Origin of the sequence: Magnetospirillum gryphiswaldense MSR-1 v2 (genome assembly GCF_000513295.1) — a bacterium.
Classification (GTDB): domain Bacteria; phylum Pseudomonadota; class Alphaproteobacteria; order Rhodospirillales; family Magnetospirillaceae; genus Magnetospirillum; species Magnetospirillum gryphiswaldense.
Window position 1 is genome coordinate 2,752,980 of sequence record NC_023065.1, and the last position, 25,512, is coordinate 2,778,491.

The following is a 25,512-nucleotide window of genomic DNA, read 5'->3' on the forward strand; positions in this document are numbered from 1 at the left end:
GGTCGGCCATCTGCATTTTGGAACACTCATGCGTCACTTTGGTCTATCTGCGCCTCCGCCAATTCGCCGCCGCTCCAAGCCATGGTTTGCGTGGCTGGCTGTGATGGCAGCTATTGCGGGGGTGGTAGCAGTCTGGGTCCGATAGCGGCCATCAGCGACATACAACTGCCATTGCGCAGATTGGCAATTGCCAAAGAGTCGGCGCGGCATTGATCAAATGCGGCGGCCTGGCCGTGCCGTTCCATGAATTCCGCCATCCGGGCTTTGTCATCGGCCAGAACCAGCTTTTCATTCTGGACGGCGGCCAGGAAGGCCCGCAGATCCTGTTCAATCAGGCTGGCGCGGGTTAATTCTACTGCGTCATAAATAAACGATATTCAATAATTGGCCTTTGGCAACAAGGACATCTTGGTAATCGTCGGGCGAGTGCCCGTGTCAATCGAATCCGTATGGTGGTGATCGACGTCATCACGTGGCGCTCAGGCCGGACGGGCGGATCCTCGGGGTCGGTAACCGTCGGGTAAGGCAGGCGCTTGGCGGATCGGGGCGGAGCAAAGTCCTGAGGAGGGAATCAGACTCCTCTCGGTGATGAGGAATCCGTAGGCGGCGATGCACAGCGCTGCGTGGTGGTGGAATCCGCGCCACCCTCGACCTTCGTAGTGACCGAGGCCGAGTTCCTGCTTGAGGTTCTGGAAATCGCGCTCGATACGCCAGCGCAACTTGGTGATTTCGACGAGGTCGGCCAGCTTCATGTCATCGGGCAAGGTGGAGAACCAGTATTTGGTCGGTTCGGCTTCATCCTCGGGCCACTCGACCATGAACCATTCTTCCGGTCTGGGTTCGGAGTGCAAGGTGTCGCGGTGGGCGGGACGCACCCGGATGGCAGCCCGCGCATGCATGTGGAATTGCGGGAAGATGGGCTTGCCATTGGACGTCATCGTGTTGCCCGTCTGATGCGGGAAAATGGCCTGAAAGCTTTGCAAAAGCGCAGGTTCAAGAAGACCTCGGACAGCGAGCACGGCGGGCCGATTGCCCCCAATGTCCTGGACCAGGATTTCATTGCCGAGCAACCCAACGAGAAATGGGGTGCCGACATTTCCTATATCTGGACGGCGGAGGGCTGGCTGTATCTGGCCATCGTCGTCGATCTATTTTCACGGCGCATCGTCGGCTGGGCGACCAGCGACCGGATGAAGAAGGATCTGGCGTTGACCGCCCTGAAGCGGGCCTTGGTGCTGCGTCAGCCGCCGCAGGGCGCCATCCATCATTCGGATCGCGGCAGCCAATATTGCTCGGACGACTACCAAAAAGACCGCGGCGTCGTACCCTCCATGAGCGGCAAAGGGAACTGCGACGACAACGCTATGGTCGAGACCGTCTTCAAAACCATCAAATCCGAGATGATCTGGCGAACGGCTTGGCAATCACGCAACCAAGGCCGTGTCGGCCCAGGCGCCGCTCGCCGTATTGGTCTTGTCGAGTGTAGATCGGGCATGCCTTTCCGCCGGCATTCCATGCCCGGCGAGACTTGCCCCATGAATGGAAGCACCAGTTTCGGGGGCAAAGCGTATCCCTCCGGCGTGGACCGCCTTCCCGGCCGGGTGAGCTTCGGCGAAGCTGATCGCCTGATTGGCGTTGAAGTTGGCGGAAGTGTCCACGGATTCATTTATGGACAGAAACTCGACCGGGCGGCGGCGGAACCGTTCTTGGCCTGAGGATCTGAAGCGGGAGATCGTCGCGGCGACCTACGAGCCCGGGGCCTCTGTGGCCGGGGTGGCGCGGCGGTACGGGGTCAACGACAATCAGGTTTTCACTTGGCGCAAGCGTTTCGGGGGACAACAGGGCGAGACGGTGCCGGCCCATATGGTGCCGGTGGTGGTGGCCGAGGACATGGCGGCCTCCGGGCGGAAGGAAGCCTCTTCTTCTGCCGGCGTGGTGGAGATCGATCTGGCTGGTGGCTACCGTGTCCGTGTCGGCGATGGTGTCGGTGCCCAGCTGCTGTGCCGGGTCTTGGACGTGCTGGAGCGGCGATGATCCCGGTTCCGACGGGCGTCCGGGTCTGGCTGGCGGTCGGGCGGACGGACATGCGGCGCGGCATGAACGGCTTGGCGCTGCAGGTGCAGGAGGCGCTCGGCCGCGATCCCCACGCCGGTGACCTGTTCGTTTTCCGGGGTGCTCGGGGGGATCTGATCAAGGTCCTTTGGCACGACGGCCTGGGCATGTCGCTGTACGCCAAGCGCCTGGAGAAGGGGCGGTTCATCTGGCCCTCTCCGGCTGACGGCGTGGTGGCGATCTCGTCGGCCCAACTGGCCTACATGCTCGACGGGATCGACTGGCGCAACCCGCGCCACACCTTCCGCCCGCGAAGTGCCGGATAGGGCGGAAACCCACATTTTTAGCGAGTCAGCGGCCGGGTTTTATGATTCCATTGGGGCATGGAAATCGGCCGCGAGACCCCGACAGACGACATCGACGCCCTGAGGGCGGAGCTGGCGGTCGCGCGCGCCAGGGCCGCCGAGGACCAGGCGCTGATCGCGCACCAGAAGCTGCAGATCGAGAAACTGAAGCGCGAACTCTACGGCCCCCAGGCGGAACGCTCGGCCCGCCTGATCGACCAGATGGAGCTGGCGTTCGAGGAACTGGCGGCGGCGGCCACCGAGGACGAGATCACCGCCGAGAAGGCCGCGGCGCGCACCACCAACGTGGCGGCCTTCACCCGCAACCGGCCTGCCCGCAAGCCGTTTCCCGAGCATTTGCCGCGCGAGCGGGTGGTCGAGCCGGCTCCGTCGGCCTGCTCCTGCTGCGGCGGTGACCGTCTGCGCAAGATCGGCGAGGACGTCACCGAGACCCTGGAGGTGATCCCGCGCCAGTGGAAGGTCATCCAGCGGGTCCGCGAGAAGTTCAGCTGCCGGGACTGCGAGAAGATCAGCCAGGCGCCGGCGCCCTTCCATGTGACCCCGCGCGGCTGGGCCGGCCCCAGCCTGCTGGCCATGATCCTGTTCGAGAAGTTCGGGCAGCACCAGCCGCTGAACCGCCAGGCCGAGCGCTATGCCAAGGAGGGTGTGCCGCTCAGCCTGTCCACGCTGGCCGACCAGGTGGGCGCCGGCTGCGCCGCCCTGGAGCCGTTGATCCGGCGCATCGAGGCCCATGTGTTTGCCGCCGCGCGTCTGCATGGCGACGACACCACGGTGCCCGTCCTGGCGAAGGGCAAGACCGACACCGGCCGATGTTGGGTCTATGTCCGCGACGACCGCCCCTTCGGCGGACCGGCACCACCGGCGGCCATGTTCTACTATTCGCGCGACCGGAGAGGTGAACACCCCCAGGCCCATCTCGCTGGGTATGCCGGGCTGCTCCAGGCGGACGCCTATGGGGGCTATGGCGCACTCTACCTGCCCGACCGAAAACCCGGGCCAATCCTGGAGGCCGCCTGCTGGGCGCATGCGAGGCGTCCGTTCTTCGCCCTAGCCGACCTGGCGGCCAATGCCCGCCGCAAGGCCGAGGGCCGGGCTGCCTCGGTGATCTCGCCCCTGGCGCTGGAGGCGGTCCGGCGCATCGACGCCCTGTTCGAGATCGAGCGCGCCATCAGCGGCCAGGACGCCGACCGGCGGCGGGCGATCCGCCAGGAGCTCAGCGCCCCCCTGGTCGCCGACCTGGAACGATGGCTGACGGAGAAGCGCGCCGGTCTGTCGCGAGGCAACGATCTTGCCAAGGCCATGGACTACATGCTGAAACGCTGGCCCGCCTTCACCCGCTTCCTCGACGACGGCCGCGTCTGCATGACCAACAATTCCGCCGAACGCGCCCTTCGTGGCATCGCGCTCGGCCGGAAGTCCTGGCTCTTCGCCGGGTCCGACCGCGGTGGACAGCGTGCCGCCTCCATGTACAGCCTCATCGTCACAGCCAAGATGAACGACATCGATCCGCAAGCCTGGCTGGCCGATGTCCTTGCACGGATCGCGGGTCACCCCGCCAGCCGCATCGACGAACTCCTGCCCTGGAACTGGCGGAACGCCAACCCGGCCTCCGCCGTCGCCGCCTGACGCCGCCCCCCCCCTGCGTCCTTCACCGGATGGATACTCTGCGCCAAGGCGGCGGTGGCGACCTCCATGCGGATGTCGGTGGACCAGGGTTCAGCGGCCAGTTGGGCGAAGTCGTCATCGGCGACGTGGGCGCTGAGGGTGCCGACGACGGGGCCGGGGGTCCAGGTGATCAGATAGGGGATATCGTCGTGCCATTGCAGGAAGGTTTGGGTGGTTTCGGCGGTGCGGGTCATTGAGGGCCTCCATCGGCGCGGTTTCGATGGCGGTCCGTCAACAGGGGAGGGTGAGCGGGGGCATAGCTTTTTGGGGGGACCGCGCCGGCGTGCCGGCGTGGGGGAGCCAAAAAGCGTCATTGCCGCCGGCCACCCTCCCCTGTAGGACCAAAGCCACGAAGCCGTGTCGGTGGAGGCCGTCCCGCACCGACTGTGGCCGCCCGTTCCCGCATTGGCTACCCAGTGATAGGCCCTGGCGCCGCTGTCACCCTTGCCGGGCTTGTTAGCCGATCCATGTACATGGCTCCGCAAACAAGGCCGTCAGGCGTGCTTGTCCGAATAACCGTCCTCATGCTGCCGGGTCGTATCTTGCACACCCAGAAGGTGCCGAAAATCTATCTGGGTGGCGGCGCTATCCTCGGCGGTCAAGACTCCTTCGCCACAAGCGCAATACCAGCCCGGTTGCTGGACGGTCAGAGTGTGGCCTTTGTAGGTAATCGCCATGGGGCGAATGTCGCGGTCCATCCCCGCACCACATTCATGACACGTCACCCTGTTGGGCTGGTCGCTCACAGTCGCAGACTCGCCTGGATTTCATCGACGGTGACGCGAACCATCGTTTTATTCCGTTCGATCAGCCCCAGTTGGGCAAGCGCGTCCACGTCCTCGTGAACGCGCTTGTAATCCCGGCCCAGGCCGCGAGCCAGGGCCGCAACGCTCCGGGCCGGCTGCTGGTGCAGGTGTCGCAACAATTCCATGCGTTTGTTGGTCAAGGCCGCCAGCAAAGAATCGAGGTCCAGAAAGGTCAGATGGCTTTCCTGCACATCCTGTCCCTGCTCGGCCTTGTGCCATGCCTCGGCAAATCGCTTGGCCATGTCTTCAGCCGTGCCGACATGAAGTTTAACGTCGCTCATTTTCCACCTCTGCACCGTTCTACATCCGCCAGGAAATCAGCCAGCAGAACCTCGACGGAAACAAACTGGTAAACTTCCTCGCGTTCGCCGTAATGGCGATGATCGCCCTTGCCGGGCTCGTTGTCATAGGCAACCAGCCGACGGCCAGCATAGCCATAGAAAAGGCTGTATTTCAGCCCGTGGTCGCTTCCGCGAACCGGCTGCGGCACTTTCCAGATGGTCATTTCGAGAATGGCCCCATCAGGATAAGCGAGCTTGTCGCGGAAGATTTGTTCAGCCTTTTTCATAGGGCATATAATGCCATAAACCATATATGGCGTCAAACGCCATATATGCTGAGCGAGAAGCAGCCCGCAACCCAAGTGCTAACATCCAGAATCAATTTTTCGCGAAATTTGTATTGATGCTTAATCATCATAATCGTAGCCTTATCTACCAAAAATAGATAAAGCCCAATTGCATCCGCATCAGGAGAGGCCAAAGTGAGTGATCATCACAATTTTGGAGGAGCCTGGACACTTGTTAAACTGGCTGCGTTAAAGAGCTATCTCCCCGCATTCACCACTGCGCTGAGCCGACAGAGCTTTCAACTCCTTTATATTGACGCCTTCGCAGGAACCGGTCGTTGCGACATTAAAATTGATGGTGCCGCCACAAGCGTTGATGGGTCAGCCAGGATTGCACTGGAGGCGCAACCAGCGTTTGATAAGCTCTATTTCATAGAAATGGATGAAAAGAAGCATCGAGCATTAGAATCACTGGCCACAGAACACCAAGGCCGCTCCGTAAAATTAATTAAAGACGATGCAAATATTGCACTACGCAGTATTTGCATGACAAATAATTGGAAAAATACAAGAGCCGTATTATTCTTAGACCCATACGGAATGAATGTTGAGTGGGATACGCTCAGAGCAATCGCAAACACACAGGCGATTGACATATGGTATCTGTTCCCATATTCAGCACTTTACCGACAGGCTGCGAAAAATGCGGATCGTCTCGCTCCTGAAAAAGAAGCCGCAATTACACGGTTATTAGGAACGGAGGCATGGAAGGAAAAGTTCTACGCACCGCCGAGGCAGCCATCATTGTTTGGAAATGATTCTGATGTAAGGACAGCAAGCCACAGCGAAATGCTTGATTTTGTTTCAAATCGCCTTAAAAATCTCTTTCCAGCCACAACAACACCTAAAATACTGAGACAGTCAACAGGCGCACCGTTATTTGCTTTATATTTTGCAGTATCCAACCCGAATCAAAGGGCATGCGGCATCGCAACCAAAATTGCTGACCACATCATCAAAAATTTATAATTGAATTCCAGGGTAGGCATCCCATGTACGCCCATTGAATTCCCTGCCATTCGCCTTTTTGTGGCGCTTGACGCCATCAGCGCCCCAACCTCCCCATTGCTTGAAAAAGAAGGCGACGCCGGCTTGTTCGGAGAGGCGCTGAATACTCTCGACCCAGGCGGGCTCCATCGGACGGGCCTTGTGACCAGATTCCCCGCCAACAATTGCCCAATGAATTCCGGACAGGTCGAACTCGCCCAGGTCTTCGAGTAGTGGCTCTATCGACAAAAACCGCACCCGAGCTTCAACTTGTCGCAGATAGTCAATGCGCGGCAGTCCATAAGCACGATCCTCGACAGACACACCCAACCATACATTCGGTGGACAGCGGCGCGATGAGAAGTAAGCCGGCAATCGGTCAGCTCGCTTGGTCAGGATTTGATAGGTGTGTCGAGGGGTGTCGGCGATAACCGTGAAGACTTGGTCAAGAAAGCTATCTGGAATGTCGTAGTGGAAAAGATCGCTCATCGAATTGACGAAATAGATGGTCGGCTTTCTACGAGCCTGTGGCTGGAAAATACGATGCGGATGAAGCGCGAGCTTGAATTCCTGGTCATAGCCGGGTGCACGCATGGCATGGAGGCGTCGCGCCATGACTTCGGCATAGCAATGCTTACAACCGGGCGAAATCTTGGTACAGCCGGTGGTCGGGTTCCAGGTCTGCTCTGTCCATTCAATCGTCGTATTAGTGCTCACGACTTCCTCCTGTGACCATATCCACTACGAAACGGCCAGAATCATTTCATAAAAGTAGAATAGAACGCCTGCGAATTGGTTAATCAGACCGCGAAAACCACAGATTGAGCGGAGCGGAGTGCAGTACCAATATGTCGCCTGGAGGGAAAGCGGGCTCAACACGGCACTGTCGCATAAGCTGGAACATTTTCACTTCCTCCCCGTCGTAGTCCGTTTGGCCTTGGCCTGCTTGTCCTGAAGTTCCTCCCTGGCGGCGGAAAACTCCCGGCACACCTTGGTCAATCCTCCCGGCTCCTTACCGACGCGCCAGGCGTGCAGGGCCTTGGCCAACGCCGGCCCCTTGCCCTTCCAGAAGTTGTTGAAAGCCTGCTGGTGTTCCGGGCAGCAAAATTCCTGCGCCTTGCGCACCTGGTCGAAGTCGCCACCGCACCACAGGCATTTGCACTTCGGTTTTTCAACCGCATTCTGTCGAGACTGCTGGCGCTTTTGCCGTTCATAGGCTTCCCGACATACGGCACTGCAACATTTCTGATTACGACGCGGATTGAGCATCACCGCGCCGCACCAGCGGCAGCACTTGGGCGCTGTTTCCTCCTTCCGGCTGCTCTGGGTCACCGGGGGCGCCTCAGGTGCCTCAGGCGGGCTTGATTTGGGAACCGTGTACATGGATGGCGAAACAAGCTTCGCGACCGACCCAGGGGCGTCGTCGATCATGCCTTCCTCCTGTCGTTCTCGATCTCGGCGGCCATGCCGGCGGCGATGGCGGCGGAATTGCGATGCTGATAGCCCTGCTGCAACAGCGCCTGCACGTTCTTCCAGGCGGTATCGGCCCAAGCTTCGGCCAGTTCAGCGGCGTCGCCATCGCCTTGGGCCAAGGCGGCTTGCAACTGCCGCATGGCCCGGTTGTAGGTGTCGAGAGCCTGCACGGCCTGCTTATGGGCGGAATCGGCTTCCTGGTTGTGATAGGTGATGGCCTGGGCGGCGCCGGGGGTCATCGTGTCGATCTGGCTCATGCTCATGACCAGCGCTCCTGCCCCTGGAGGGCGGTCAACACACTGTCGGTCAGGACGATTTCAACATGGTCGGGATGGGAAGTGGTGATAGGGCTGGTCATGGTTTCAACCCTCCCCATTCGGCATCAAGGCGGTATTGTCCGGGAAATCGGAAAGGCGCGCCTTGGCGGCCAGAATGCATCGCGCTTGGCGGCGGCGGTCATCGGCTTTGGCCCTGAGGCATTCCAATTGTTCGACCTCAGCCAGAACCTTGCGGGCAATACCGGCCCAAGTGGTTCGCTCCCGAAGGCCGACGCAGGCGCAATAATCGACGGTGATCAGGTGGAAAAGGTGGTCAATGGCTTCACGGTATTGCCCAACACGAATAGGTTCGCTGAAGCCGGTCGGCCAAGGCCAAGGCATCGTCCACGTTATCGGGCGGTGCCTCTGCCGGGGCCACCTCGGGCAGAAATGAACGGATCAGGTCCAGCGCCACGGTTTCAGCGACACCATCGCCAGCCGCGTTTGCCGCTGCCGGCTTCGCCTGCTCGTTCCTGCCGAGCAACTTACATACCTCCCCTGATTGGGGGGAGGTCGGCACACCCGTGGCGAGGTGGTCGAAGCGTTCAGCCCTGGCCTTGGGTTCGGGGGTGACGGGAGGGCGCCGTCCAGGCGTCCGTTTTAGCAACGTCGGCGGCGCCAATGTAGGAGATGTATGGGGTTCTTGATTCTCAAGACCCCCGAAGGGTGCGCAAAGTTTTGTACCCTCCCCCCTTCGCACCCACAAGATACGGGCGGCTTCTTTCAAGACCCCTTTGAGTTGGTAGCTGTTGGCATCGTTGCGGTCGTATTCACGGCGGTTCTCGATCACGTCCAGCAGGCCGAGATCGCGCAACCTGGCCTCTGCCGCCCGCTGGGTGGATGGACGGACACCGGCCCGGTTCTCAAGCTCGGACCGGTACACGTCGAATTCGCCGCTGGCGCCACCCAGGAATAACAGCGCGTCGATCAGACAAACCTCGGCATCGGTCCATGGCCATTGCGTTTGGAGTTTCCACGGCCACCGTGCCCGCGCATGCGCGGCACGGCGCTGCTGGACCATGCGGCGCGATGGCCCACGCTGGCGCCTGGTGCAAACGACCGCGACCGGCCTGTCCTCCTGCTGGGAAGGCCGGTAACGTTCCAGGCTGGCGCCGATCAGAGCCGGCGCATGCTTCTTGCGCGCCTCGACAATAGCCGCTTCCAGCGTCCGGCTCTGCGAGCCCAACGCATGGGATGCGTGAAAGCTGGCCTCATACAGAGACCGCATGTACTCGGATTTATGCATCGCCCCTCCAAGGAGGAACGTGGATCAACATCACGACGGTAGAAAAAAGGGACGAGTTAACCCGTTCGGAAACCTCACGGTTTTCCGTTGACAGTGCGGCCTGCGTCGGGCTAAGAAAGATGTCGCCAAACAAGTTTTCTTAGCGCTTCGGCGCAGGTCGCTAATCCTCTGGGTTAGCGGCCTTTTTGCTTATGTCTTCTGGATATCCACGCCACTCCATTGCAAGCGTTACCTTGCGCTCCACAGTCGACTGTGCTAGGCTAGTCGATGGATTCGGCGTGTGAAGGGGCTGGTGGAGCCGAGGGGAATCGAACCCCTGACCTCCGCAGTGCGATTGCGGCGCTCTCCCATCTGAGCTACGGCCCCAGCGAGGTGGGGAAATTAGGGGATGGACGAAGGGCTGTCAAGGGTAGCGTCACCATCCTTTATCGGTGGTGGCGCGATCACTCCAGCCAAGTTAATATCCCTTATCGTATCGGGGCCGATTGGAATTTCCAGATGATCAAGAAGACCAGTAATGACCGCCGTTTTGATGATCGTCACCCCGGAACTGGACTGGTTATCCGCGTCGAGGATGCCGATATCGAGGTGCTGGATATTTCCATCGGCGGCATGAAGTTCCCCCTGCCAGCCGGACGCCGGACCTGGAAGGGTGAGGTGCTGGAATTCGAGATGGTGTCATCTCATTTTCCCGACATGCGCAAGGCCAAGGGCAAGGCGGATATTCGCGCCATTACCCCCAATTGGGTGGCCGTACAATTCGTTCGTCCGTCTTATGACCTGATGAAAATGGTCAGCCGCCACGTCGCCACGCTGCTGTGGGGCGATCGTCCCTACGGCTATTGATAAACCAAAGCGCCAAGGCCGGCGCGACCGGACACCACCGGAAAAATAGCAGGATCGTTAGGATCCGGCCTTAAGCTGATCGGCCTTTTGCCGCATCACCGCCAGCAGACTGTCCAGCTTGCCGCCTTGGCTCGACAACACACCGCTGTAATCCGAGCGGTAGGTGACAATCATCGAGGCACCTTCGACAATGATGTCGACAACGCGGAATGTCTCGCCATCCTTGCGCACCCGCCAGGAGACATTGATCGGCGCCAGATTATGGCGGCGAATCTGCGAAACCACCAACGAATCACCGCTGGCATCGGGTTCGACGCCAAAAATATCCAGGGTTTCGCCGGAATATTCCTTGAATCGGCGTGTCCAGGTATAGACCTGGATGTCCTCGAACAGCTTCTGGAATTCACCGCGCTGCTCAGCCGTGGTCGGAGGACGCCAATAGCGCCCCAGCACCAACTTGCTGATTTCCGGCAAGTCGAAGGTATTGACGAACAGATTGCGGAAGCGCAAAGCCCGCTCGGCGTCCGACAGATCCTTCACCGCCACCGTGTTCATGGCGGTATCGGCCAAATCTTGGATGAAGGAACGCGCTTTGACCTCAACGGCGAAAGCGATGGAGGGCACATGCAGGCAGGTCGCCGCAGCGACAGCACTCAGCAATAAAATCCGCCGGCTCAACATAATTAGCGCAGCCCCGTCGGATTGAGGGCATTCTTGACCTCGGCATTACGATTCTGCCGATAGGTCGAGCGCAAGGCCGAGTAATAATCCAGCGACGAACGCTCGATCTCGTCCAGCGGCGCCAGCAGACGTTCACGCTTTTCCAGGCCAGAGATTCCGGCGCGGGTCCACACCGGCCAGGAGCGGTCGATGTGATCCATGTACAGATTGAACGGATCGACCAGCCATTCGGTGGCGATGCCGACACCGTCACGGGGGTTGGACGGGCCCAGAATGGGCAGAACCAGATACGGACCCTCGCCAATGCCCCAAACAGCAAAGGTCTGGCCAAAATCTTCGTCGTGATAAGGGATGCCGCCGGGCTCGGCCACGTCAATCAGGCCAGCGATACCGAAGCCGGTGTTGAAGGCGAAACGCATCAGCGTCTGCATGGCGCGGTCGGGCTGACCTTGCAAGACGTCGTTAAAGAAGACCACCGGGGCCCGCAGATTACGGATGAAGTCACGCACCCGGTCCTTGCCGTATTGCGGCATGATGGCGCCATAGCCCTGGGCAATCGGCTTCAACAGCGCCTTATCGACAGCCTGGTTGAAGTCGAAGATGGCCCGGTTCATGGGCTCGAGCGGATCGTTGTTCTGATCCCACTCCATCATCGCCTCCTTGTCGTCGGCTGGCGGCGGGGTGGCACAGCCGGCAAGCAGGGCGATGGCGAAAAGGGGCGCGGCGAAGCGAGCGACGACGGAGCGGGGCATGAAGGCTGGCATCCTGCTTTCTAGACCTCAAGACTAATCCGAAACGCCCGGATCACCAGACGACAAGACTCCGCAGGTGCGGCTTCCTTGCACCATTGGAGGTAACACAGTCGGAAGGGAAACACCAGTAGGCACAAAACCGATGCTTTTTTCGTCATGGCGAAATGTTGCACGAATGACACACCGGGTCACCGGCAGCGCCGGATTCTGCTTTCCATAACGCATAAAGATATGTTTATATGTTTCTTGAATTTGGCGGAGGGCGTCGTGGACGACATTCTGGCGGCATTGCGGGCAGCGGCGGAGCCGACGCGTTTGCGTCTGCTGCGGTTGCTGGGCCATGGCGACCTGACGGTGTCGGAATTGACCCATATTCTGGGGCAAAGCCAGCCCCGGGTATCGCGTCATCTCAAGCTGATGTGTGAATCCGGCCTACTTGACCGTTTCCCCGAGGGGGCTTGGGTGTTTTACCGGGTCGCCGCCAAGGGGGCGGGGGCTGATCTGGCGCAGCGCCTGTTGTCCATGCTGCCCGCCGACGATGCCATGCTTGGCCTGGATCAGTCGCGCCTGGATGCCATCCGTGCCGCCCGCGCCACCCGCGCCCAGGATTACTTCACCGAGAATGCCGGGCGTTGGGACCAATTGCGCTCGCTGCACGTGGACGACAGCGAGGTCGAGCGCGCCCTGGTCGCCGCCCTCCGGGGCCGTCGTGTCGGCGACCTGGTGGATTTGGGTACGGGGACCGGGCGGGTGCTGGAAGTGCTGGCCCCGCACGTGGAGCGCGGCATCGGCATCGATCTGTCGCGTGAGATGCTGGCGGTGGCGCGGGCCAATCTGGAGCGCGCCGATCTGCGCCATTGCATGGTCCGTCAGGGCGACATCACCCAGGTGCCGTTGACGGCGGCATCGGCGGATGTGGTCACCATCCATCAGGTGCTGCATTATGCCGCCGACCCCGCCGCCGTGGTGGCCGAGGCTGCTCGTATCCTGCGCCCCGGCGGCGTGCTGCTGGTGGTGGACTTCGCCCCGCATGACCAGGAAATTTTGCGCGACCAGCACGCCCACCGCCGCCTGGGCTTCAGCGATGCCGAGGTCGGACAGTGGTTCAGCATCGCCGGGTTGCAGACCCGCCCGCCCGTGCGTCTGCCGGGCAAGCCCTTGACTGTGGTGCTGTGGAGCGCCGAAAAGAAAACGACAGGAGACCATCCGTGAACCTTCCCATCGCCGCCGCTTCGGCCAAGCCGGTCAGCGTTTCCTTTGAGTTCTTTCCGCCCAAGACGGAAAAGATGCAGGAAACCCTGTGGGAATGCGTCAAACGCCTGGAGCCTTTGGCCCCCAGCTTCGTCTCGGTGACCTATGGTGCCGGCGGCACCACGCGCGAACGCACCCACGACACCGTGGTCCGCATCGCCCGCGAAAGTTCGTTGAAGCCCGCCGCCCACCTGACCTGCGTCGGCCATTCCCAGGGCGAGGTCGACGACATCGCCCGGCGTTATTGGGACGAAGGCATCCGCCACATCGTCGCCCTGCGTGGCGACGCGCCGGAAGGATCGGGCGCCTATCAACCCACTCCCGGCGGTTATGCCTATGCCGTCGATCTGGTCAAGGGCTTGAAGCGCATCAACGATTTCGAGATCTCGGTTGCCGCCTACCCAGAAATGCACCCGGATGCCCCCAACGCGGACTTCGATTTGGACAATTTGAAGCGCAAGGTGGATGCCGGGGCGACGCGGGCGATCACCCAGTATTTCTTTGACGTCGACGTCTATCGCCGTTTCATCGACCGGGTGCGTGCCGCCGGCATCACCGTCCCGGTGCTGCCCGGCATCCTGCCGGTGACCAATTTCGCCCAGGTGCAGAAGTTCTCCGCCGCCTGCGGCGCCTCGGTGCCGGCATGGATGGCCAAGCTTTTCGAAGGCCTGGACAACGACCCGGAAACCCGCCGTCTGGTCGCCGCCACCGTTGCCGCCGAGCAATGTCGAGCCCTGGCCGCCGACGGCGTCACCGACTTCCATTTCTATACGCTGAACCGCGCCGATCTGGCTTATGCGATCTCGCATATCCTGGGGGTACGGCCCAAGGCCCAATAGAGGTTAAGACACGGATGGACACGGATAAACACGGATGGTTTATCCTGTTTCATCCGCGTCCATCCGTGTTCATCCGTGTCATTTATTTCCGGCGCAGCCGGGCTTGAGGATCGCATGACCAATATTCTCGACCATCTCCACCAGCGTGTTCTTTTGTGCGACGGCGGGACCGGCGCCCTGGTCCAGGCCATGAACCTGTCGGTGGACAAGGATTTCATGGGGCTGGAAAACTGCACCGACATCCTGGTGGAATCGCGCCCCGACGTGGTGCGCAACATCGCCATGCAGTATTTCAACGCCGGCGCCGACATGGTCGAGACCAACACCTTCGGCGCCAGCCCGATCACCTTGGCCGAGTTCGGCATCGCCGACAAAGCCTTCGACCTCAACAAGCGCGCGGCTGAAATTGCCCGCGAGGCGGCGGAAGAATTCAGCGATGGCCGGGCCCGTTTCGTCCTCGGTTCGGTCGGTCCCGGCACCAAGCTGCCCAGTCTGGGCCATATCGGCTATGACGAGTTGGAAGCGGCCTATGTGGTGCAATGCGCCGGCCAGATCGCCGGCGGCGCCGACGCCATCCTGATCGAGACCTGCCAGGACCCGTTGCAGATCAAGGCCGCCGTCAACGGCGCCAAGATCGCCCGCACGACTGCCGGCAAGGACACCCCCATCTTCGTCCAGGTGACGGTGGAAACCACCGGCACCATGCTGGTCGGCGCCGACATCGCCGCCGCCGCCACCGTGGTGCATTCCCTTGGCGTGCCGTCCCTGGGCCTCAACTGCGCCGCCGGCCCGCAGGAGATGCTGGAACACGTCAAGTATCTGGTGGAAAACTGGCCCGACCTGATTTCGTTGCAGCCCAATGCCGGCCTGCCCGAACTGGTCGATGGCCAGACCCGCTATCCTTTGTTGCCGGAAGAACTGGCGGTGTGGCACGAACGTTTCGTCGGTATGGGCGTCAACCTGCTGGGCGGCTGCTGCGGCACCACGCCGGCCCATATCGGTGCCACCCATCAGATGTTGCAGCGGATCGGCGCCGGCTATCGCCCCAATCCGGTCAAGCGCAGCGTCCATTGGGTGCCGGCGGTGGCATCGTTGTATTCCCAGGTGACATTGCGCCAGGAAAACGCCTTTCTCGCCATCGGCGAGCGGTGCAACGCCAACGGCTCGAAGAAGTTCCGCGATTTGCAGGATGCCGAGGATTGGGACGGCATCGTCGCCATGGCGCGCGAGCAGGTCAAGGAAGGCAGCCACACCCTTGACGTCTGCACCGCCTTCGTCGGCCGCAAGGAAGTGGCCGACATGACCCAGGTGGTGACCCGCCTGCGCGGCGCGGTGACCACGCCCCTGGTCATCGATTCCACCGAACTGCCGGTGCTGGAAGCGGCGCTCAAGCTTTATGGCGGCAAGGCCATCTTGAACTCCATCAATTTCGAGAACGGCGAGGAAGACGCCGCCGACCGCCTGAAGCTGGCCAAGAAATTTGGCGCGGCGGTGGTGGCGCTGACCATCGACGAAGAGGGCATGGCCAAGGATTGCGCCGCCAAATTGCGCATCGCCCATCGCCTCTATGATTTCGCCGTCAACCAGCATGGCTTGCCGGCGGGCGATCTGTTGTTCGACCCGCTCACCTTCACCATCTGCACCGGCAACGAGGACGACCGCAAGCTCGGCCTGGAAACCCTGGACGCCATCGAGGCCCTGGCCCGCGAATTGCCGGAATGCGGCATCGTCCTGGGGCTGTCCAACATTTCCTTCGGCCTGAAGCCGGCGGCGCGGCAGGTGCTGAACTCGGTGTTCAACGATTATGCCGTCAAGCGCGGCATGACCGGGGCCATCGTCCATGTCTCCAAGATCCTGCCCCTGCATTCCATCCCGGCGGACGAGGTCAATGCCGCTGAAGACCTTATCTTCGACCGCCGCAGCCCCGGCATCGACCCGTTGCAGGCCTTCATCGCCCTGTTCGGCGACCGCAAGGCGGCGGAAAACAAGAAGGAGCTGCCGGCCAAGATCGAGGATCGCCTGAAGCAGCGCATCGTCGACGGCGACCGCACCGGCCTGGACGACGATCTGGCCGCCGCCATGGCCGAGGGCTGGGCGCCCTTGGCCATCATCAACGACCTGCTGCTCGACGGCATGAAGGTGGTGGGCGAGTTGTTCGGCTCAGGCAAGATGCAACTGCCCTTCGTGCTGCAATCGGCGGAAACCATGAAGGCGGCGGTGGCCTATCTGGAGCCGCACATGGAAAAATCCGACGGTTCGGCCAAGGCGACCATGGTGCTGGCCACCGTCAAGGGCGACGTCCACGACATCGGCAAGAATCTGGTGGACATCATCCTGACCAATAACGGCTACAAGGTGGTCAATATCGGCATCAAGCAGCCGGTGGGCGAGATCATCAAGGCGGCGAAGGAACACAAGGCCGATGCCGTCGGCATGTCCGGCCTGTTGGTCAAATCCACCGTGATCATGAAGGACAACCTGGAAGAAATGCGGGCCCAGGGCCTGGACGTGCCGGTGCTGCTGGGCGGCGCGGCGCTGACCCGCAAATTCGTCGAGGAAGATTGTCTGAACGCCTATGGCGGTTCCGGCGTCGCCTATGCCCGCGATGCCTTCGACGGCCTGGATTTGATGGCCAAGGTGGCCGACGGCTCGTTCGACACTTATGTGCAGGCGCGCAGCAAGGCGCCGAAATCGGGCAATTCCAAGCGTATCGGCCAGCCGGCCGAGGCCAGCACGCTGCGTCCCGTCGATTGGGACGAGGTGACCATGCGCCGGGCCGAGTTGCACCGGGACGTGCCGCCGCCGGTGCCGCCGTTCTGGGGGGCCAAGCTGATCGAGAACGTCCCCTTGCAGAATCTGGCCGGCTTCCTCAACGAGACCATGCTCTATCAGTTCCATTGGGGCTATCGGAAGCAGGGCAAGAGCATCGACGAGTTCAAGGCCTGGGCGAGCAAGGAACTGAAGCCCATCGCCCTCAACATGCTCAAGCGCTGTTCCCAGGAAGGCATCCTGCACGCCCAAGGCGTCTATGGCTATTGGAAGGCCGCCGCCGACGGTGATTCGGTGGTGGTGTTCGACACCGACGGCAGCACCGAGTTGGCCCGCTTCGGCTTCCCCCGTCAGGCCCGCGACGGCGGCTTGTGCATCGCCGATTTCTTCCGTCCCATCAGCGACCCGGTGCGTGACGTCATCGGTTTGCAGGTGGTGACCATGGGGCAAAAGGCGTCGGACGTGGCGCGGCAATGGTTCGAGGCCAACAAGTACCAGGATTACCTGTACCTGCACGGCCTGTCGGTGGAGATGGCCGAGGCCATGGCCGAATACGTCCACAAGCGCATCCGCGCCGAGTTGGGCTTCGCGGCCCAGGACGCCGCCGACATGGACAAGCTGTTGAAGCAGAACTACCAGGGCTCGCGTTACAGCTTCGGCTATCCCGCCTGCCCCAACGTCGAGGACCAGAAGCAATTGCTGGCGCTGTTGGGCGCCGACCGCGTCGGCATCACCCTGTCCGACGAATTCCAGTTGGAGCCGGAACAAAGCACCAGCGCCATCGTCTGCGTCCATCCGCAGGCCAAGTACTTCACGGTTTGATAAAAAACCCCCTGCCGCCAAGCGACAGGGGGTTTTTCTTGGTCCGGGTTAAGGTTACGCCGCGCGGGCGCCGACCAGATCGACGATATCGCCCATGATGGTGGTGATGTCGTAATCCTTGGGCGTGTAGATGCGGGCACAGCCCGCCGCCAGCAGCAGCTTTTCGTCTTCCGGCGGGATGATGCCGCCGGCCACCACCGGGATATCACCGATACCGGCGGCCTTCATGCGTTCCAGCACTTCGGTCACCAGCGGGATATGGCTGCCCGACAGGATGGAGAGGCCGACCACGTGCACGCCTTCTTCCAGGGCGGCATTGACGATCTGGGCCGGGGTCAGGCGAATGCCTTCATAGACCACTTCCATGCCGGCGTCGCGGGCACGGACAGCGATCTGTTCAGCGCCGTTGGAATGACCGTCCAGACCGGGCTTGCCCACCAGCATCTTGACCCGACGGCCCAATTTGGCCGACACGGTCTCGACCTTGGCGCGCACATCGACGATCTTCTCGCCCTTGGTGTTGGCGGAAGCGCGGGAAACACCGGTCGGTGCCCGATATTCGCCGAACACCTCGCGCAGGGTCTGTGCCCATTCGCCGGTGGTCACCCCGGCATGGGCGGCGGTGATGCTCGGCTCCATGACGTTGCGGCCTTCGCTCGCGGCGGCGCGCAGGCCGGCCAGGGCGGCTTCCACCGCGCCTTGATCGCGGGTGGCCTTGAACGCCTTCAGCCGTTCGATCTGCTCGGCCTCGACCTTATGGTCGACGGTCAGGATCGAGCCGTCACCGCCGGTCAGCGGGCTGGGCTCGGTTTCCGTCCACTTGTTGACGCCGACGACGATCTGTTCACCCGATTCGATGGCCCCGATGCGCCGGGCGTTGGCTTCCACCAGCTTCTGCTTCATGTAGCTGGATTCCACCGCCGAAACGGCGCCGCCCATATCGTCGATGCGCTTCAGCTCGTCGCGGGCATCGGCCATCAATTCATCCACCTTGCGCTGGATTTCGGTCGAGCCGTTGAAGATGTCGCCGAATTCCAACAGATCGGTTTCATAGGCGACGATCTGTTGCAGACGCAGCGACCATTGCTGGTCCCATTCACGCGGCAGGCCAAGGGCCTCGTTCCAGGCCGGCAACTGGACGGCACGGGCGCGGGCGTCTTTCGACAGCACCACCGCCAGCATTTCCAGCAAGATGCGATAGACGTTGTTTTCCGGCTGCGGCTCGGTCAGGCCCAGGGAATTGACCTGGACGCCATAGCGGAAGCGCCGGGCCTTCTCGTCGGTGATGCCATAACGGGTGCGGCAGATTTCGTCCCACAGATAGGTGAAGGACCGCATCTTGCACAATTCGGTGACGAAACGGATGCCGGCATTGACGAAGAACGAGATACGGCTGACCACCACCGAGAAATCCTCGGGCGGCACGACGGGGCGCACGGTATCGAGCACGGCGATGGCGGTGGCCAGGGCGAAGGCCAGTTCCTGTTCCGGCGTCGCCCCGGCCTCTTGCAGGTGGTACGAGCAGACGTTCATGGGGTTCCACTTGGGAACCTCGCGGTAGGTGAAGGCGATGACGTCGCTGGTCAGGCGCAAGGAATGCTGCGGCCCGAAGATATAGGTGCCGCGCGACAGGTATTCCTTGATGATGTCGTTCTGGGTGGTGCCGTTCAGGCTGGAGCGCGCCGCGCCCTGCTTCTCGGCGGTGGCGATGTACAAGGACAGCAGCCAGGCGGCGGGGGCGTTGATGGTCATGGACGTGTTCATCTTTTCCAGCGGGATATCCTGGAAAAGCGTCATCATGTCGCCAATATGGCAGATGGGCACGCCCACCTTGCCCACTTCGCCGCGCGCCAGCACATGATCGGAATCGTAGCCGGTCTGGGTGGGAAGGTCGAAGGCCACCGACAGGCCGGTCTGGCCCTTGCCCAGATTGGCACGGAACAGCTTGTTGGATTCCGCCGCCGAGCTGTGGCCCGAATAGGTGCGGAACAGCCAGGGCTTCTCGCGGGCGGGGGTCTTGTCCGTCATGGGTCGCTACCTTCCTGCATTGGCGCGTTAATCAAAGATATAAAGCCTCACGAGGGCCGCATGCGAGCGACCTAAAATTTCTCGATATCGGCCCTTCGCGAAACAAACTATCATTTTGTGCATTGCGAAGAAAGCCGCAAAACGCTAAAACGAAGCTCCGCCGCGCCCATGGGCCAGCGGGACCATCAGATTACCAGCTTGCCATGCAGGGAGTGAGTGGGATGAGCGAAGTTCAGGCCCAAGTGCAGAAGGACCTTTACGAAATCGGTGAGATCCCGCCGCTGGGTCACGTGCCGAAGCAGATGTACGCCTGGGCCATCCGCAAGGAACGGCACGGCAACCCCGATACCGCCATGCTGGTGGAAGTGGTCGACACCCCCGACATCGATCCGCATGAAGTGCTGATCATGGTGATGGCCGCCGGCGTCAACTACAACGGCGTCTGGGCCGCCCTGGGCAAGCCCATCTCGCCCTTCGACTACCACAAGGCCGCCTATCACATCGCCGGCTCCGACGCCTCGGGCATCATTTGGGCGGTGGGCTCCAAGGTCAAGCGCTGGAAAGTGGGCGACGAAGTGGTCGTGCACTGCAACCAGACCGATGGCGACGACGAGGAATGCAACGGCGGCGACCCGATGAATTCGCCGACCCAGCGCATCTGGGGCTATGAAACCCCTGACGGCTCGTTCGCCCAGTTCACCCGTGTGCAGGCCCAGCAGGTCATGCATCGGCCCAAGCACCTGACCTGGGAAGAAAGCGCCTGCTACACCCTGACCCTGGCCACCGCCTATCGCATGCTGTTCGGCCATCGTCCGCACGTGCTGCGTCCGGGCCACAACGTGTTGGTCTGGGGCGCCGCCGGCGGCCTGGGCTCCATGGCCATCCAGCTGATCGCGGTGTCGGGCGCCAACGCCATCGGCGTCATCTCGGAAGAAGACAAGCGTGACTTCGTCTTGGGCCTCGGCGCCAAGGGCGTGATCAACCGCAAGGATTTCGATTGCTGGGGCCAATTGCCCGACGTCGACGGCGACCAGGCCGAGTTCGCCGCCTATATGAAGAAGGTGCGCGAGTTCGGTAAGGCCATCTGGGACGTCACCGGCAAGGGCAACGACGTGGATTTCGTCTTCGAACATCCCGGCGAAGCTACCTTCCCGGTGTCGTGCAACGTGGTCAAGCGCGGCGGCATGGTGGTGTTCTGTGCCGGCACCACCGGCTTCAACCTGACCTTCGACGCCCGCTTCGTCTGGATGCGCCAGAAGCGTATCCAGGGCAGCCACTTCGCCAACCTGCTGCAGGCCAGCCAGGCCAACCAGCTGGTGATCGAACGCCGCATCGATCCGTGCATGTCGGAATGCTATGTCTGGGAGGATATCCCGGCCGCCCACATGAAGATGCTGAAGAACCAGCACAAGCCCGGCAACATGGCGGTGATGGTCCAGGCCAAGAAGCCCGGTCGTTACACCATCGAAGACTGCATCGAGGGCGAATAAAGCCCCGAAACCGCCCCCGCCGCTTTATGGGCGGCGGGGGCTTTTCCTATTCAGCCTCCCCCCTTTAGGACAAGCGCCATGACCGCCTCGCTGCTGATCGACGATCTGATCCCCACCTGTGAAAGCGCGCTCGAAACCGTGCGTGGTCTGCACGCCGCCGCCAAGGAATCGGTGACGGCCATGGTGAGCAAGGATGGCAAGATCGATTCCGCCCTGTTTGAAGCCAACCAGCAGGCCGCCCACGGCTATGCCTGGCTGTCCACCTACGTGGCGGCGCTGGAACAGATGCTGGATTGGGCCAAGCGCGTCGGCGCCGCCGGCAAGCTGGGCGAGCTGGAACAGCTGATGCTGCAATCGGCCTACGGCGAATATTGCGCCCAGATTTACGGCGGCATCCCCATGAGCCAGGGCGAGATCATCCGCCCCATCGATCTGGGCCTGGATTCGGGTGCCTGTCACAAGCACCATTCGGAAGCGGTCAGCATTTTGCGCAAGTCCGGCAACGCGGCGGCCGTGCGCGTGCGCATCGCCCAGTTGATCGAGGACGGCCACCATTACGGTGAACTGGCGCTTGATGACGAAACCCTGGAATTGATCCGTGACCAGTTCCGCCGCTTCGTCGAGGATAACGTCGCCCCTTATGCCCATGAATGGCATTTGAAGGACGAGTTGATCCCGCTCGAGGTCTTGAACGCAGTGGCGGAAATGGGCGTGTTCGGCCTGACCCTGCCGGAGGAATTCGGTGGTCTGGGCATGAGCAAAACCTCCATGTGCGTGGTCACCGAGGAATTGTCGCGCGGCTATATCGGCGTCGGCTCCTTGGGCACCCGCGCCGAAATCGCCGGCGAGTTGATCCGCCTGGGCGGTACCCAAGAGCAAAAAGAAGAATGGCTGCCGAAAATCGCCTCGGGCGAGATTCTGCCCACCGCCGTGTTCACCGAACCCAATACCGGCTCGGATCTGGGAAGCCTGCGCACCCGCGCGGTCAAGGAAGGCGACGATTACGTCGTCACCGGCAACAAGACCTGGATCACCCATGCGTCGCGCACCGACGTCATGGCGCTTTTGGTGCGCACCGATCCCAACACCAAGGATTGGCGCGGCCTGTCCATGTTCCTGGCGCCGAAAGTGCGCGGCACCGAGGAAAACCCCTTCCCCACCCCCGGCATGACCGGCGGCGAGATCAAGGTGTTGGGCTATCGCGGCATGAAGGAATACGAATTGGGCTTCGACGGCTTCAAGGTGCCGGCGGCCAATCTGCTGGGTCAAGTCGAAGGCCAGGGCTTCAAGCAGCTGATGGAAACCTTTGAATCGGCCCGTATCCAGACCGCCGCCCGCGCCATCGGCGTCGCCCAGAACGCCATGGAAATCGGCCAGCAATACGCCAAGGATCGGGTGCAGTTCGGCAAGCCCATCTACAAGTTCCCGCGCGTGGCTTGCAAGATCGCCTGGATGGCGGTGGAAACCATGATCGCCCGCCAGCTCACGTATTTCTCGGCGCGCGAAAAGGATGGCGGCCACCGCTGCGACATCGAGGCCGGCATGGCCAAGCTGTTGGGCGCCCGCGTCGCCTGGTCCAACGCCGACAACGCGTTGCAGGTCCATGGCGGCAACGGCTATGCCGAGGAATACCAGATCAGCCGCATCCTGTGTGACGCCCGCATCCTCAACATCTTCGAGGGCGCGGCGGAAATCCAGGCCCAAGTCATCGCCCGCGGCTTGTTGTCCGGGGCCCGGGGCTGAGCTGTTAGCGCATTTTCACGCAAAGCGTGTATATGCGCTAAGCCTGAGCGGCCCGTCACGGGCCATTTGTAAGAGTTAGACCAGTTTCCGCTTTAGCTGAAACTGGTCTAGAGTAAAAGCCGGCAGGGACCACCCTGCCGGCTTTTTTCATGGGGGGTGGCGATGCTGCGTTTTGCCGTGGTGATGGGCGTGCTCGTGGTGTCGGTGGCGGTGCCGGCCTTGGCCCAACCCATGGGTGGTCCGCCGCCCGAAGCCTTCGCCGCCTGTGATGGCAAGGACAGCGGAGCGGAATGCAGCCATCCGACACCCAATGGCACCATGAATGGTGCGTGCCAGCGTCGTGGCGACAAGTTGCAATGTGTCCCGTCGCGCCCGCCCGGCGGCGGCGGGCGCCCGGCTTTGGACGAACGAGGGAACGAAACCGGCTTTCCCGCCAGTCCGCGCCTGACCTTCGATACCATTCCGGTCCCCTTCGATCGCCTGGCTCCGGCTTCCTTCATTTTGCCCAGCGGCGAGACTCATTGGTACGAAGTGGTCTATCTGCCGCAAGGCGGCGTCAACTGGACACAGGCCAAAGCCCTGGCCGAGCAGGCCGGCGGCTATCTGGCCACCCTGCACTCGACTGCGGAAAACGATTTCGTCTTTGCCCTGATCAGTGATCGCAAATTTTGGTTTGAATGGGATCACACCCATAACTTCGTCATGAACGGCCCGTTCCTGGGCGGGTTCCAGCCAGCGGGCGCCAGCGAACCCAAGGGCGGCTGGCGCTGGGTCAGCGGCGAAGCATGGAGCTATGAGAACTGGGCCTGGGACGGCATGTCCGGCGACAACGACCTGCGCAACAACACCCAGCCCAACGACGCCACCGGCAACCAGAACGTCCTGGCCTTTGGCGAGGTCAATAAGCCGGTCCCCACCTGGGGTGATTTCCCGCACCGTTTCGGCACCCATGGCGAGGGCCGCGAAGGCCGCGCGCAGGGCTTTATCATCGAATACGACAAAGCCCCACGCTGACGAACCGGCGACTACGCCGCCCGCACTTCGGCCAGGAAGGTCTCCACTTCGCGCGACAGATCCGAGGCCTGACGCGCCAGTTGCGACGCCGATTCCAAGACGACGGTCGAAGCCGAGCCGGTTTCTTCCGACGCCCGCATGACGCCGATGACATTACCGCTGACTTCCTGGGCGCCGTGGGCTGCTTCCGAGACATTGCGTGAGATTTCACCGGTCGAGGCCGATTGCTCTTCCGCCGAGGCGGCGATGGTGGCGGTGATGCCGTCGACATCGCCGATACCGCTGACGATCTTGCTCACCGCGGCGACCGCCACTTTCATCGCATTCTGGATGGTGTTGATCTGGCTGCCGATTTCTCCGGTGGCGTTGGCGGTCTGATTGGCCAGGGATTTCACCTCGTGGGCAACGACGGCAAAACCTTTGCCGGCGTCGCCGGCGCGCGCCGCCTCGATGGTGGCATTGAGCGCCAACAGATTGGTCTGACTGGCGATTTCATTGATCAGGCGGACCACATCACCGATGCGATTGGCGGTTTCAGCCAATTGCGCCACCGCCTCGTCGGTGGCCTTGGCGTCGCCGGCCACTTCCCGCGTGCGTTGCGCGGCGGTGTTGATCTGGCGGGTGATTTCATCCACCGACGCCGACATTTCCTCGGTGGCGGCGGCCACCGTTTGCAGATTGGCCGATGTCTGTTCCGATGCTGCCGACACCGCACCGGCTTGCCGGCTGGTTTCTTCCGCCGTCGCCGACAATTGCTGCGAGGTCGCCTGCAATTCGGTGGCCGCCGACGATACGGCGATGATCAATGATTTGACCCGGTTCTCAAAATCGTCAGCCATGCCCAGCATGGCTTGCTTGCGCTCGGCCGCGGCCCGGCCTTCCTGTGCCGCCGCTTCCGTCCGCAGCCGTTCGGCCTCTTGGGCGTTGTCGCGGAACACCAAAGCGGTGCGGGCGATGTCGCCGATCTCGTCCTTGCGTCCGGTCCCCAGGATGTCGATATCCAGGCGACCATGGGCCAGGTTCTTCAAGGTGTCGACGATACGATGAATGGGGGTGACGATCCCCTTGCGGGCGACGGCAAGGCCGATGACCAAGCCGATGATGATGCCGGCGGCGGCACCGATGATCATGGTCTTGGACAGGACGTTGGCCTGCTGGTCGGCCTCGGCCTTGATTTTCTCGCTCTTGTCGTCGGTATAGGTGACGAACTCGTTGACCTTGTTGCGTAAGGCGCGGGCATTGAGGCGGCTGACGGCGACCTGATCGGCGATTTCCTTGCGCGCCGCATCCAAGCTGACATGGTCACGATGCCTATGGGCCGTTTCCAGCGATTGCTGTACCGACTTGCCATAGGTGGCATAGGCTTGGCGAACATCAGCCAGCAGGCGGGCCTGATTGGGGCCGGCGTTTTTTTCCAAGCGGCTCAGGCGGTCATCCAGGGTTGCGCTGACCTTTTTGACGTTTTCGGCGATCTGCTCATAGGCGGCGGGATCGGTGGCTGCCCAATATTCCGCCCGGTTCAGCTCGACCACATTTTCGTTGAGGCGGGCGGCGATGCGGATTTCCTCGGCGGTCTCGACGATGTCTTGGGCGTTGGAGTTCAGCACCATCAAGCCATTGGTCCCCAGGCCGGCGATACCGGCGGCGACAAGCCCCAGAAATGCGACGATCCCCAGGATCTTATTAGAAATGCTTATGTTTTCCAGCATCATGCTGCCCTTTGTCCATTGCATGGCAA

General features: G+C 61.7%; 25 protein-coding genes, 1 tRNA gene and 1 pseudogene. 13 read left to right on the forward strand and 14 right to left on the reverse strand.

All coding sequences use genetic code 11. The features are described 5' to 3' along the window. Positions 1-209: 209 nt before the first annotated feature. Positions 210-350 (forward strand): hypothetical protein, encoded by a 141-nt coding sequence (locus MGMSRV2_RS21480; protein ID WP_158497768.1) that lies wholly within the window; start codon positions 210-212, stop codon positions 348-350. Between the two features lie 129 nt (positions 351-479). On the opposite strand, the gene MGMSRV2_RS22440 is transcribed toward MGMSRV2_RS21480, so the two are convergent. Next, entirely contained in the window at positions 480-938 is a 459-nt protein-coding gene (locus MGMSRV2_RS22440; RefSeq protein WP_024080825.1) for a transposase, read from the reverse strand. On the opposite strand from MGMSRV2_RS22440, the pseudogene MGMSRV2_RS13020 reads away from it, so the two are divergent. The 4 genes and pseudogenes from MGMSRV2_RS13020 to tnpC form a co-directional block, all read left to right on the forward strand. Beyond that, positions 882-1,535: pseudogene (locus MGMSRV2_RS13020) on the forward strand (IS3 family transposase); the annotation flags it as partial. The gene MGMSRV2_RS22440 and the pseudogene MGMSRV2_RS13020 sit on opposite strands and share 57 nt — an antisense overlap. A gap of 133 nt (positions 1,536-1,668) precedes the next feature. Continuing rightward, positions 1,669-2,034, forward strand: a complete 366-nt coding sequence (gene tnpA, locus MGMSRV2_RS22445) for an IS66-like element accessory protein TnpA (RefSeq protein ID WP_024079338.1) — start codon at positions 1,669-1,671, stop codon at positions 2,032-2,034. After that, a complete protein-coding gene (gene tnpB, locus MGMSRV2_RS13030) occupies positions 2,031-2,378 on the forward strand; it encodes an IS66 family insertion sequence element accessory protein TnpB (protein WP_024078582.1) in 348 nt (115 codons plus the stop codon). The genes tnpA and tnpB overlap by 4 nt, the downstream gene beginning before the upstream one ends. Before the next feature lie 57 nt (positions 2,379-2,435). After that, positions 2,436-4,043, forward strand: a complete 1,608-nt coding sequence (tnpC, locus tag MGMSRV2_RS13035) for an IS66 family transposase (protein WP_024079059.1) — start codon at positions 2,436-2,438, stop codon at positions 4,041-4,043. Here tnpC and MGMSRV2_RS21170 read toward each other — a convergent pair. The 4 genes from MGMSRV2_RS21170 to MGMSRV2_RS13055 form a co-directional block, all read right to left on the reverse strand. Then, positions 3,965-4,276: a hypothetical protein gene (locus MGMSRV2_RS21170; RefSeq protein WP_024080827.1), complete on the reverse strand. Its 312-nt coding sequence runs from the start codon at positions 4,274-4,276 to the stop codon at positions 3,965-3,967. The genes tnpC and MGMSRV2_RS21170 overlap by 79 nt on opposite strands. Before the next feature lie 300 nt (positions 4,277-4,576). Continuing rightward, positions 4,577-4,828, reverse strand: coding sequence for a YgiT-type zinc finger protein (locus MGMSRV2_RS13045; protein ID WP_024080829.1), 252 nt, complete (start codon positions 4,826-4,828; stop codon positions 4,577-4,579). After that, positions 4,825-5,169 carry an HVO_A0114 family putative DNA-binding protein gene (locus MGMSRV2_RS13050; protein WP_024080830.1) on the reverse strand — a complete coding sequence of 115 codons (345 nt, stop codon included), beginning with the start codon at positions 5,167-5,169 and terminating at the stop codon, positions 4,825-4,827. Before MGMSRV2_RS13050 ends, MGMSRV2_RS13045 begins: the two co-directional genes overlap by 4 nt. Next, on the reverse strand, positions 5,166-5,456 hold the full coding sequence (locus tag MGMSRV2_RS13055) for a toxin-antitoxin system TumE family protein (RefSeq protein ID WP_024080831.1): 291 nt from the start codon (positions 5,454-5,456) through the stop codon (positions 5,166-5,168). Before MGMSRV2_RS13055 ends, MGMSRV2_RS13050 begins: the two co-directional genes overlap by 4 nt. Before the next feature lie 195 nt (positions 5,457-5,651). Here MGMSRV2_RS13055 and MGMSRV2_RS13060 point away from each other — a divergent pair, with 195 nt between their 5' ends. Further along, entirely contained in the window at positions 5,652-6,485 is an 834-nt protein-coding gene (locus MGMSRV2_RS13060; RefSeq protein ID WP_158497770.1) for a three-Cys-motif partner protein TcmP, read from the forward strand. Here MGMSRV2_RS13060 and MGMSRV2_RS13065 read toward each other — a convergent pair. The 5 genes from MGMSRV2_RS13065 to MGMSRV2_RS13085 form a co-directional block, all read right to left on the reverse strand. Next, the gene (locus MGMSRV2_RS13065) at positions 6,480-7,220 is read right to left on the reverse strand and encodes a phage Gp37/Gp68 family protein (RefSeq protein ID WP_024080832.1); all 741 of its coding nucleotides are present in this window, start codon (positions 7,218-7,220) and stop codon (positions 6,480-6,482) included. The genes MGMSRV2_RS13060 and MGMSRV2_RS13065 overlap by 6 nt on opposite strands. A gap of 189 nt (positions 7,221-7,409) precedes the next feature. Beyond that, the gene (locus MGMSRV2_RS13070) at positions 7,410-7,934 is read right to left on the reverse strand and encodes a hypothetical protein (RefSeq protein WP_024080834.1); all 525 of its coding nucleotides are present in this window, start codon (positions 7,932-7,934) and stop codon (positions 7,410-7,412) included. Then, positions 7,931-8,239 carry a hypothetical protein gene (locus tag MGMSRV2_RS13075; protein ID WP_024080835.1) on the reverse strand — a complete coding sequence of 103 codons (309 nt, stop codon included), beginning with the start codon at positions 8,237-8,239 and terminating at the stop codon, positions 7,931-7,933. Before MGMSRV2_RS13075 ends, MGMSRV2_RS13070 begins: the two co-directional genes overlap by 4 nt. Positions 8,240-8,576: 337 nt before the next feature. Beyond that, on the reverse strand, positions 8,577-9,539 hold the full coding sequence (locus MGMSRV2_RS13080; RefSeq protein ID WP_024080837.1) for a hypothetical protein: 963 nt from the start codon (positions 9,537-9,539) through the stop codon (positions 8,577-8,579). Positions 9,540-9,829: 290 nt separating this feature from the next. Continuing rightward, a tRNA-Ala gene (locus MGMSRV2_RS13085) sits at positions 9,830-9,905 on the reverse strand. 132 nt (positions 9,906-10,037) lie between these two features. Here MGMSRV2_RS13085 and MGMSRV2_RS13090 point away from each other — a divergent pair. After that, a complete protein-coding gene (locus tag MGMSRV2_RS13090; RefSeq protein ID WP_052588977.1) occupies positions 10,038-10,385 on the forward strand; it encodes a PilZ domain-containing protein in 348 nt (115 codons plus the stop codon). 57 nt (positions 10,386-10,442) lie between these two features. Here MGMSRV2_RS13090 and MGMSRV2_RS13095 read toward each other — a convergent pair whose 3' ends face one another. Further along, positions 10,443-11,045, reverse strand: a complete 603-nt coding sequence (locus tag MGMSRV2_RS13095) for an MlaC/ttg2D family ABC transporter substrate-binding protein (protein WP_158497772.1) — start codon at positions 11,043-11,045, stop codon at positions 10,443-10,445. Positions 11,046-11,068: 23 nt separating this feature from the next. Continuing rightward, positions 11,069-11,818 (reverse strand): MlaA family lipoprotein, encoded by a 750-nt coding sequence (locus tag MGMSRV2_RS13100; RefSeq protein ID WP_024080840.1) that lies wholly within the window; start codon positions 11,816-11,818, stop codon positions 11,069-11,071. Between the two features lie 267 nt (positions 11,819-12,085). On the opposite strand from MGMSRV2_RS13100, the gene MGMSRV2_RS13105 reads away from it, so the two are divergent. The 3 genes from MGMSRV2_RS13105 to metH all read left to right on the forward strand — a co-directional run bounded on the left by MGMSRV2_RS13105 (position 12,086) and on the right by metH (position 17,499). Next, positions 12,086-13,030, forward strand: coding sequence for an ArsR/SmtB family transcription factor (locus MGMSRV2_RS13105; RefSeq protein WP_024080841.1), 945 nt, complete (start codon positions 12,086-12,088; stop codon positions 13,028-13,030). Beyond that, a complete protein-coding gene (metF, locus tag MGMSRV2_RS13110; protein WP_024080842.1) occupies positions 13,027-13,908 on the forward strand; it encodes a methylenetetrahydrofolate reductase in 882 nt (293 codons plus the stop codon). Before MGMSRV2_RS13105 ends, metF begins: the two co-directional genes overlap by 4 nt. A gap of 114 nt (positions 13,909-14,022) precedes the next feature. After that, entirely contained in the window at positions 14,023-17,499 is a 3,477-nt protein-coding gene (gene metH, locus MGMSRV2_RS13115) for a methionine synthase (RefSeq protein WP_024080843.1), read from the forward strand. Positions 17,500-17,553: 54 nt separating this feature from the next. Here metH and MGMSRV2_RS13120 read toward each other — a convergent pair whose 3' ends face one another. Then, on the reverse strand, positions 17,554-19,527 hold the full coding sequence (locus MGMSRV2_RS13120) for a protein meaA (RefSeq protein ID WP_024080844.1): 1,974 nt from the start codon (positions 19,525-19,527) through the stop codon (positions 17,554-17,556). A 221-nt stretch (positions 19,528-19,748) separates the two neighbouring features. Here MGMSRV2_RS13120 and ccrA point away from each other — a divergent pair, with 221 nt between their 5' ends. From ccrA to MGMSRV2_RS13135, 3 genes are all read left to right on the forward strand, one after another. Beyond that, positions 19,749-21,017, forward strand: coding sequence for a crotonyl-CoA carboxylase/reductase (gene ccrA / locus MGMSRV2_RS13125; RefSeq protein ID WP_024080845.1), 1,269 nt, complete (start codon positions 19,749-19,751; stop codon positions 21,015-21,017). A gap of 78 nt (positions 21,018-21,095) precedes the next feature. Next, positions 21,096-22,760 (forward strand): acyl-CoA dehydrogenase family protein, encoded by a 1,665-nt coding sequence (locus MGMSRV2_RS13130; protein ID WP_024080846.1) that lies wholly within the window; start codon positions 21,096-21,098, stop codon positions 22,758-22,760. A gap of 162 nt (positions 22,761-22,922) precedes the next feature. Beyond that, on the forward strand, positions 22,923-23,774 hold the full coding sequence (locus MGMSRV2_RS13135) for a C-type lectin-like domain-containing protein (RefSeq protein WP_024080847.1): 852 nt from the start codon (positions 22,923-22,925) through the stop codon (positions 23,772-23,774). Positions 23,775-23,785: 11 nt separating this feature from the next. Here the strand turns inward: MGMSRV2_RS13135 and MGMSRV2_RS13140 are convergent, their stop codons facing one another. Continuing rightward, positions 23,786-25,486, reverse strand: coding sequence for a methyl-accepting chemotaxis protein (locus MGMSRV2_RS13140; RefSeq protein ID WP_024080848.1), 1,701 nt, complete (start codon positions 25,484-25,486; stop codon positions 23,786-23,788). Positions 25,487-25,512 lie beyond the last annotated feature (26 nt).

Coding starts and splice junctions, on each gene's coding strand:
- MGMSRV2_RS22440 (WP_024080825.1), bottom strand. CDS start 938: ATGACGTCCAATGGCAAGCCCATCTTCCCGCAATTCCACATGCATGCG.
- tnpA (WP_024079338.1), top strand. CDS start 1,669: ATGGACAGAAACTCGACCGGGCGGCGGCGGAACCGTTCTTGGCCTGAG.
- tnpB (WP_024078582.1), top strand. CDS start 2,031: ATGATCCCGGTTCCGACGGGCGTCCGGGTCTGGCTGGCGGTCGGGCGG.
- tnpC (WP_024079059.1), top strand. CDS start 2,436: ATGGAAATCGGCCGCGAGACCCCGACAGACGACATCGACGCCCTGAGG.
- MGMSRV2_RS21170 (WP_024080827.1), bottom strand. CDS start 4,276: ATGACCCGCACCGCCGAAACCACCCAAACCTTCCTGCAATGGCACGAC.
- MGMSRV2_RS13050 (WP_024080830.1), bottom strand. CDS start 5,169: ATGAGCGACGTTAAACTTCATGTCGGCACGGCTGAAGACATGGCCAAG.
- MGMSRV2_RS13055 (WP_024080831.1), bottom strand. CDS start 5,456: ATGAAAAAGGCTGAACAAATCTTCCGCGACAAGCTCGCTTATCCTGAT.
- MGMSRV2_RS13070 (WP_024080834.1), bottom strand. CDS start 7,934: ATGATCGACGACGCCCCTGGGTCGGTCGCGAAGCTTGTTTCGCCATCC.
- MGMSRV2_RS13075 (WP_024080835.1), bottom strand. CDS start 8,239: ATGAGCATGAGCCAGATCGACACGATGACCCCCGGCGCCGCCCAGGCC.
- MGMSRV2_RS13080 (WP_024080837.1), bottom strand. CDS start 9,539: ATGCATAAATCCGAGTACATGCGGTCTCTGTATGAGGCCAGCTTTCAC.
- MGMSRV2_RS13090 (WP_052588977.1), top strand. CDS start 10,038: ATGATCAAGAAGACCAGTAATGACCGCCGTTTTGATGATCGTCACCCC.
- MGMSRV2_RS13100 (WP_024080840.1), bottom strand. CDS start 11,818: ATGCCCCGCTCCGTCGTCGCTCGCTTCGCCGCGCCCCTTTTCGCCATC.
- metH (WP_024080843.1), top strand. CDS start 14,023: ATGACCAATATTCTCGACCATCTCCACCAGCGTGTTCTTTTGTGCGAC.
- MGMSRV2_RS13120 (WP_024080844.1), bottom strand. CDS start 19,527: ATGACGGACAAGACCCCCGCCCGCGAGAAGCCCTGGCTGTTCCGCACC.
- ccrA (WP_024080845.1), top strand. CDS start 19,749: ATGAGCGAAGTTCAGGCCCAAGTGCAGAAGGACCTTTACGAAATCGGT.
- MGMSRV2_RS13130 (WP_024080846.1), top strand. CDS start 21,096: ATGACCGCCTCGCTGCTGATCGACGATCTGATCCCCACCTGTGAAAGC.
- MGMSRV2_RS13135 (WP_024080847.1), top strand. CDS start 22,923: ATGCTGCGTTTTGCCGTGGTGATGGGCGTGCTCGTGGTGTCGGTGGCG.
- MGMSRV2_RS13140 (WP_024080848.1), bottom strand. CDS start 25,486: ATGATGCTGGAAAACATAAGCATTTCTAATAAGATCCTGGGGATCGTC.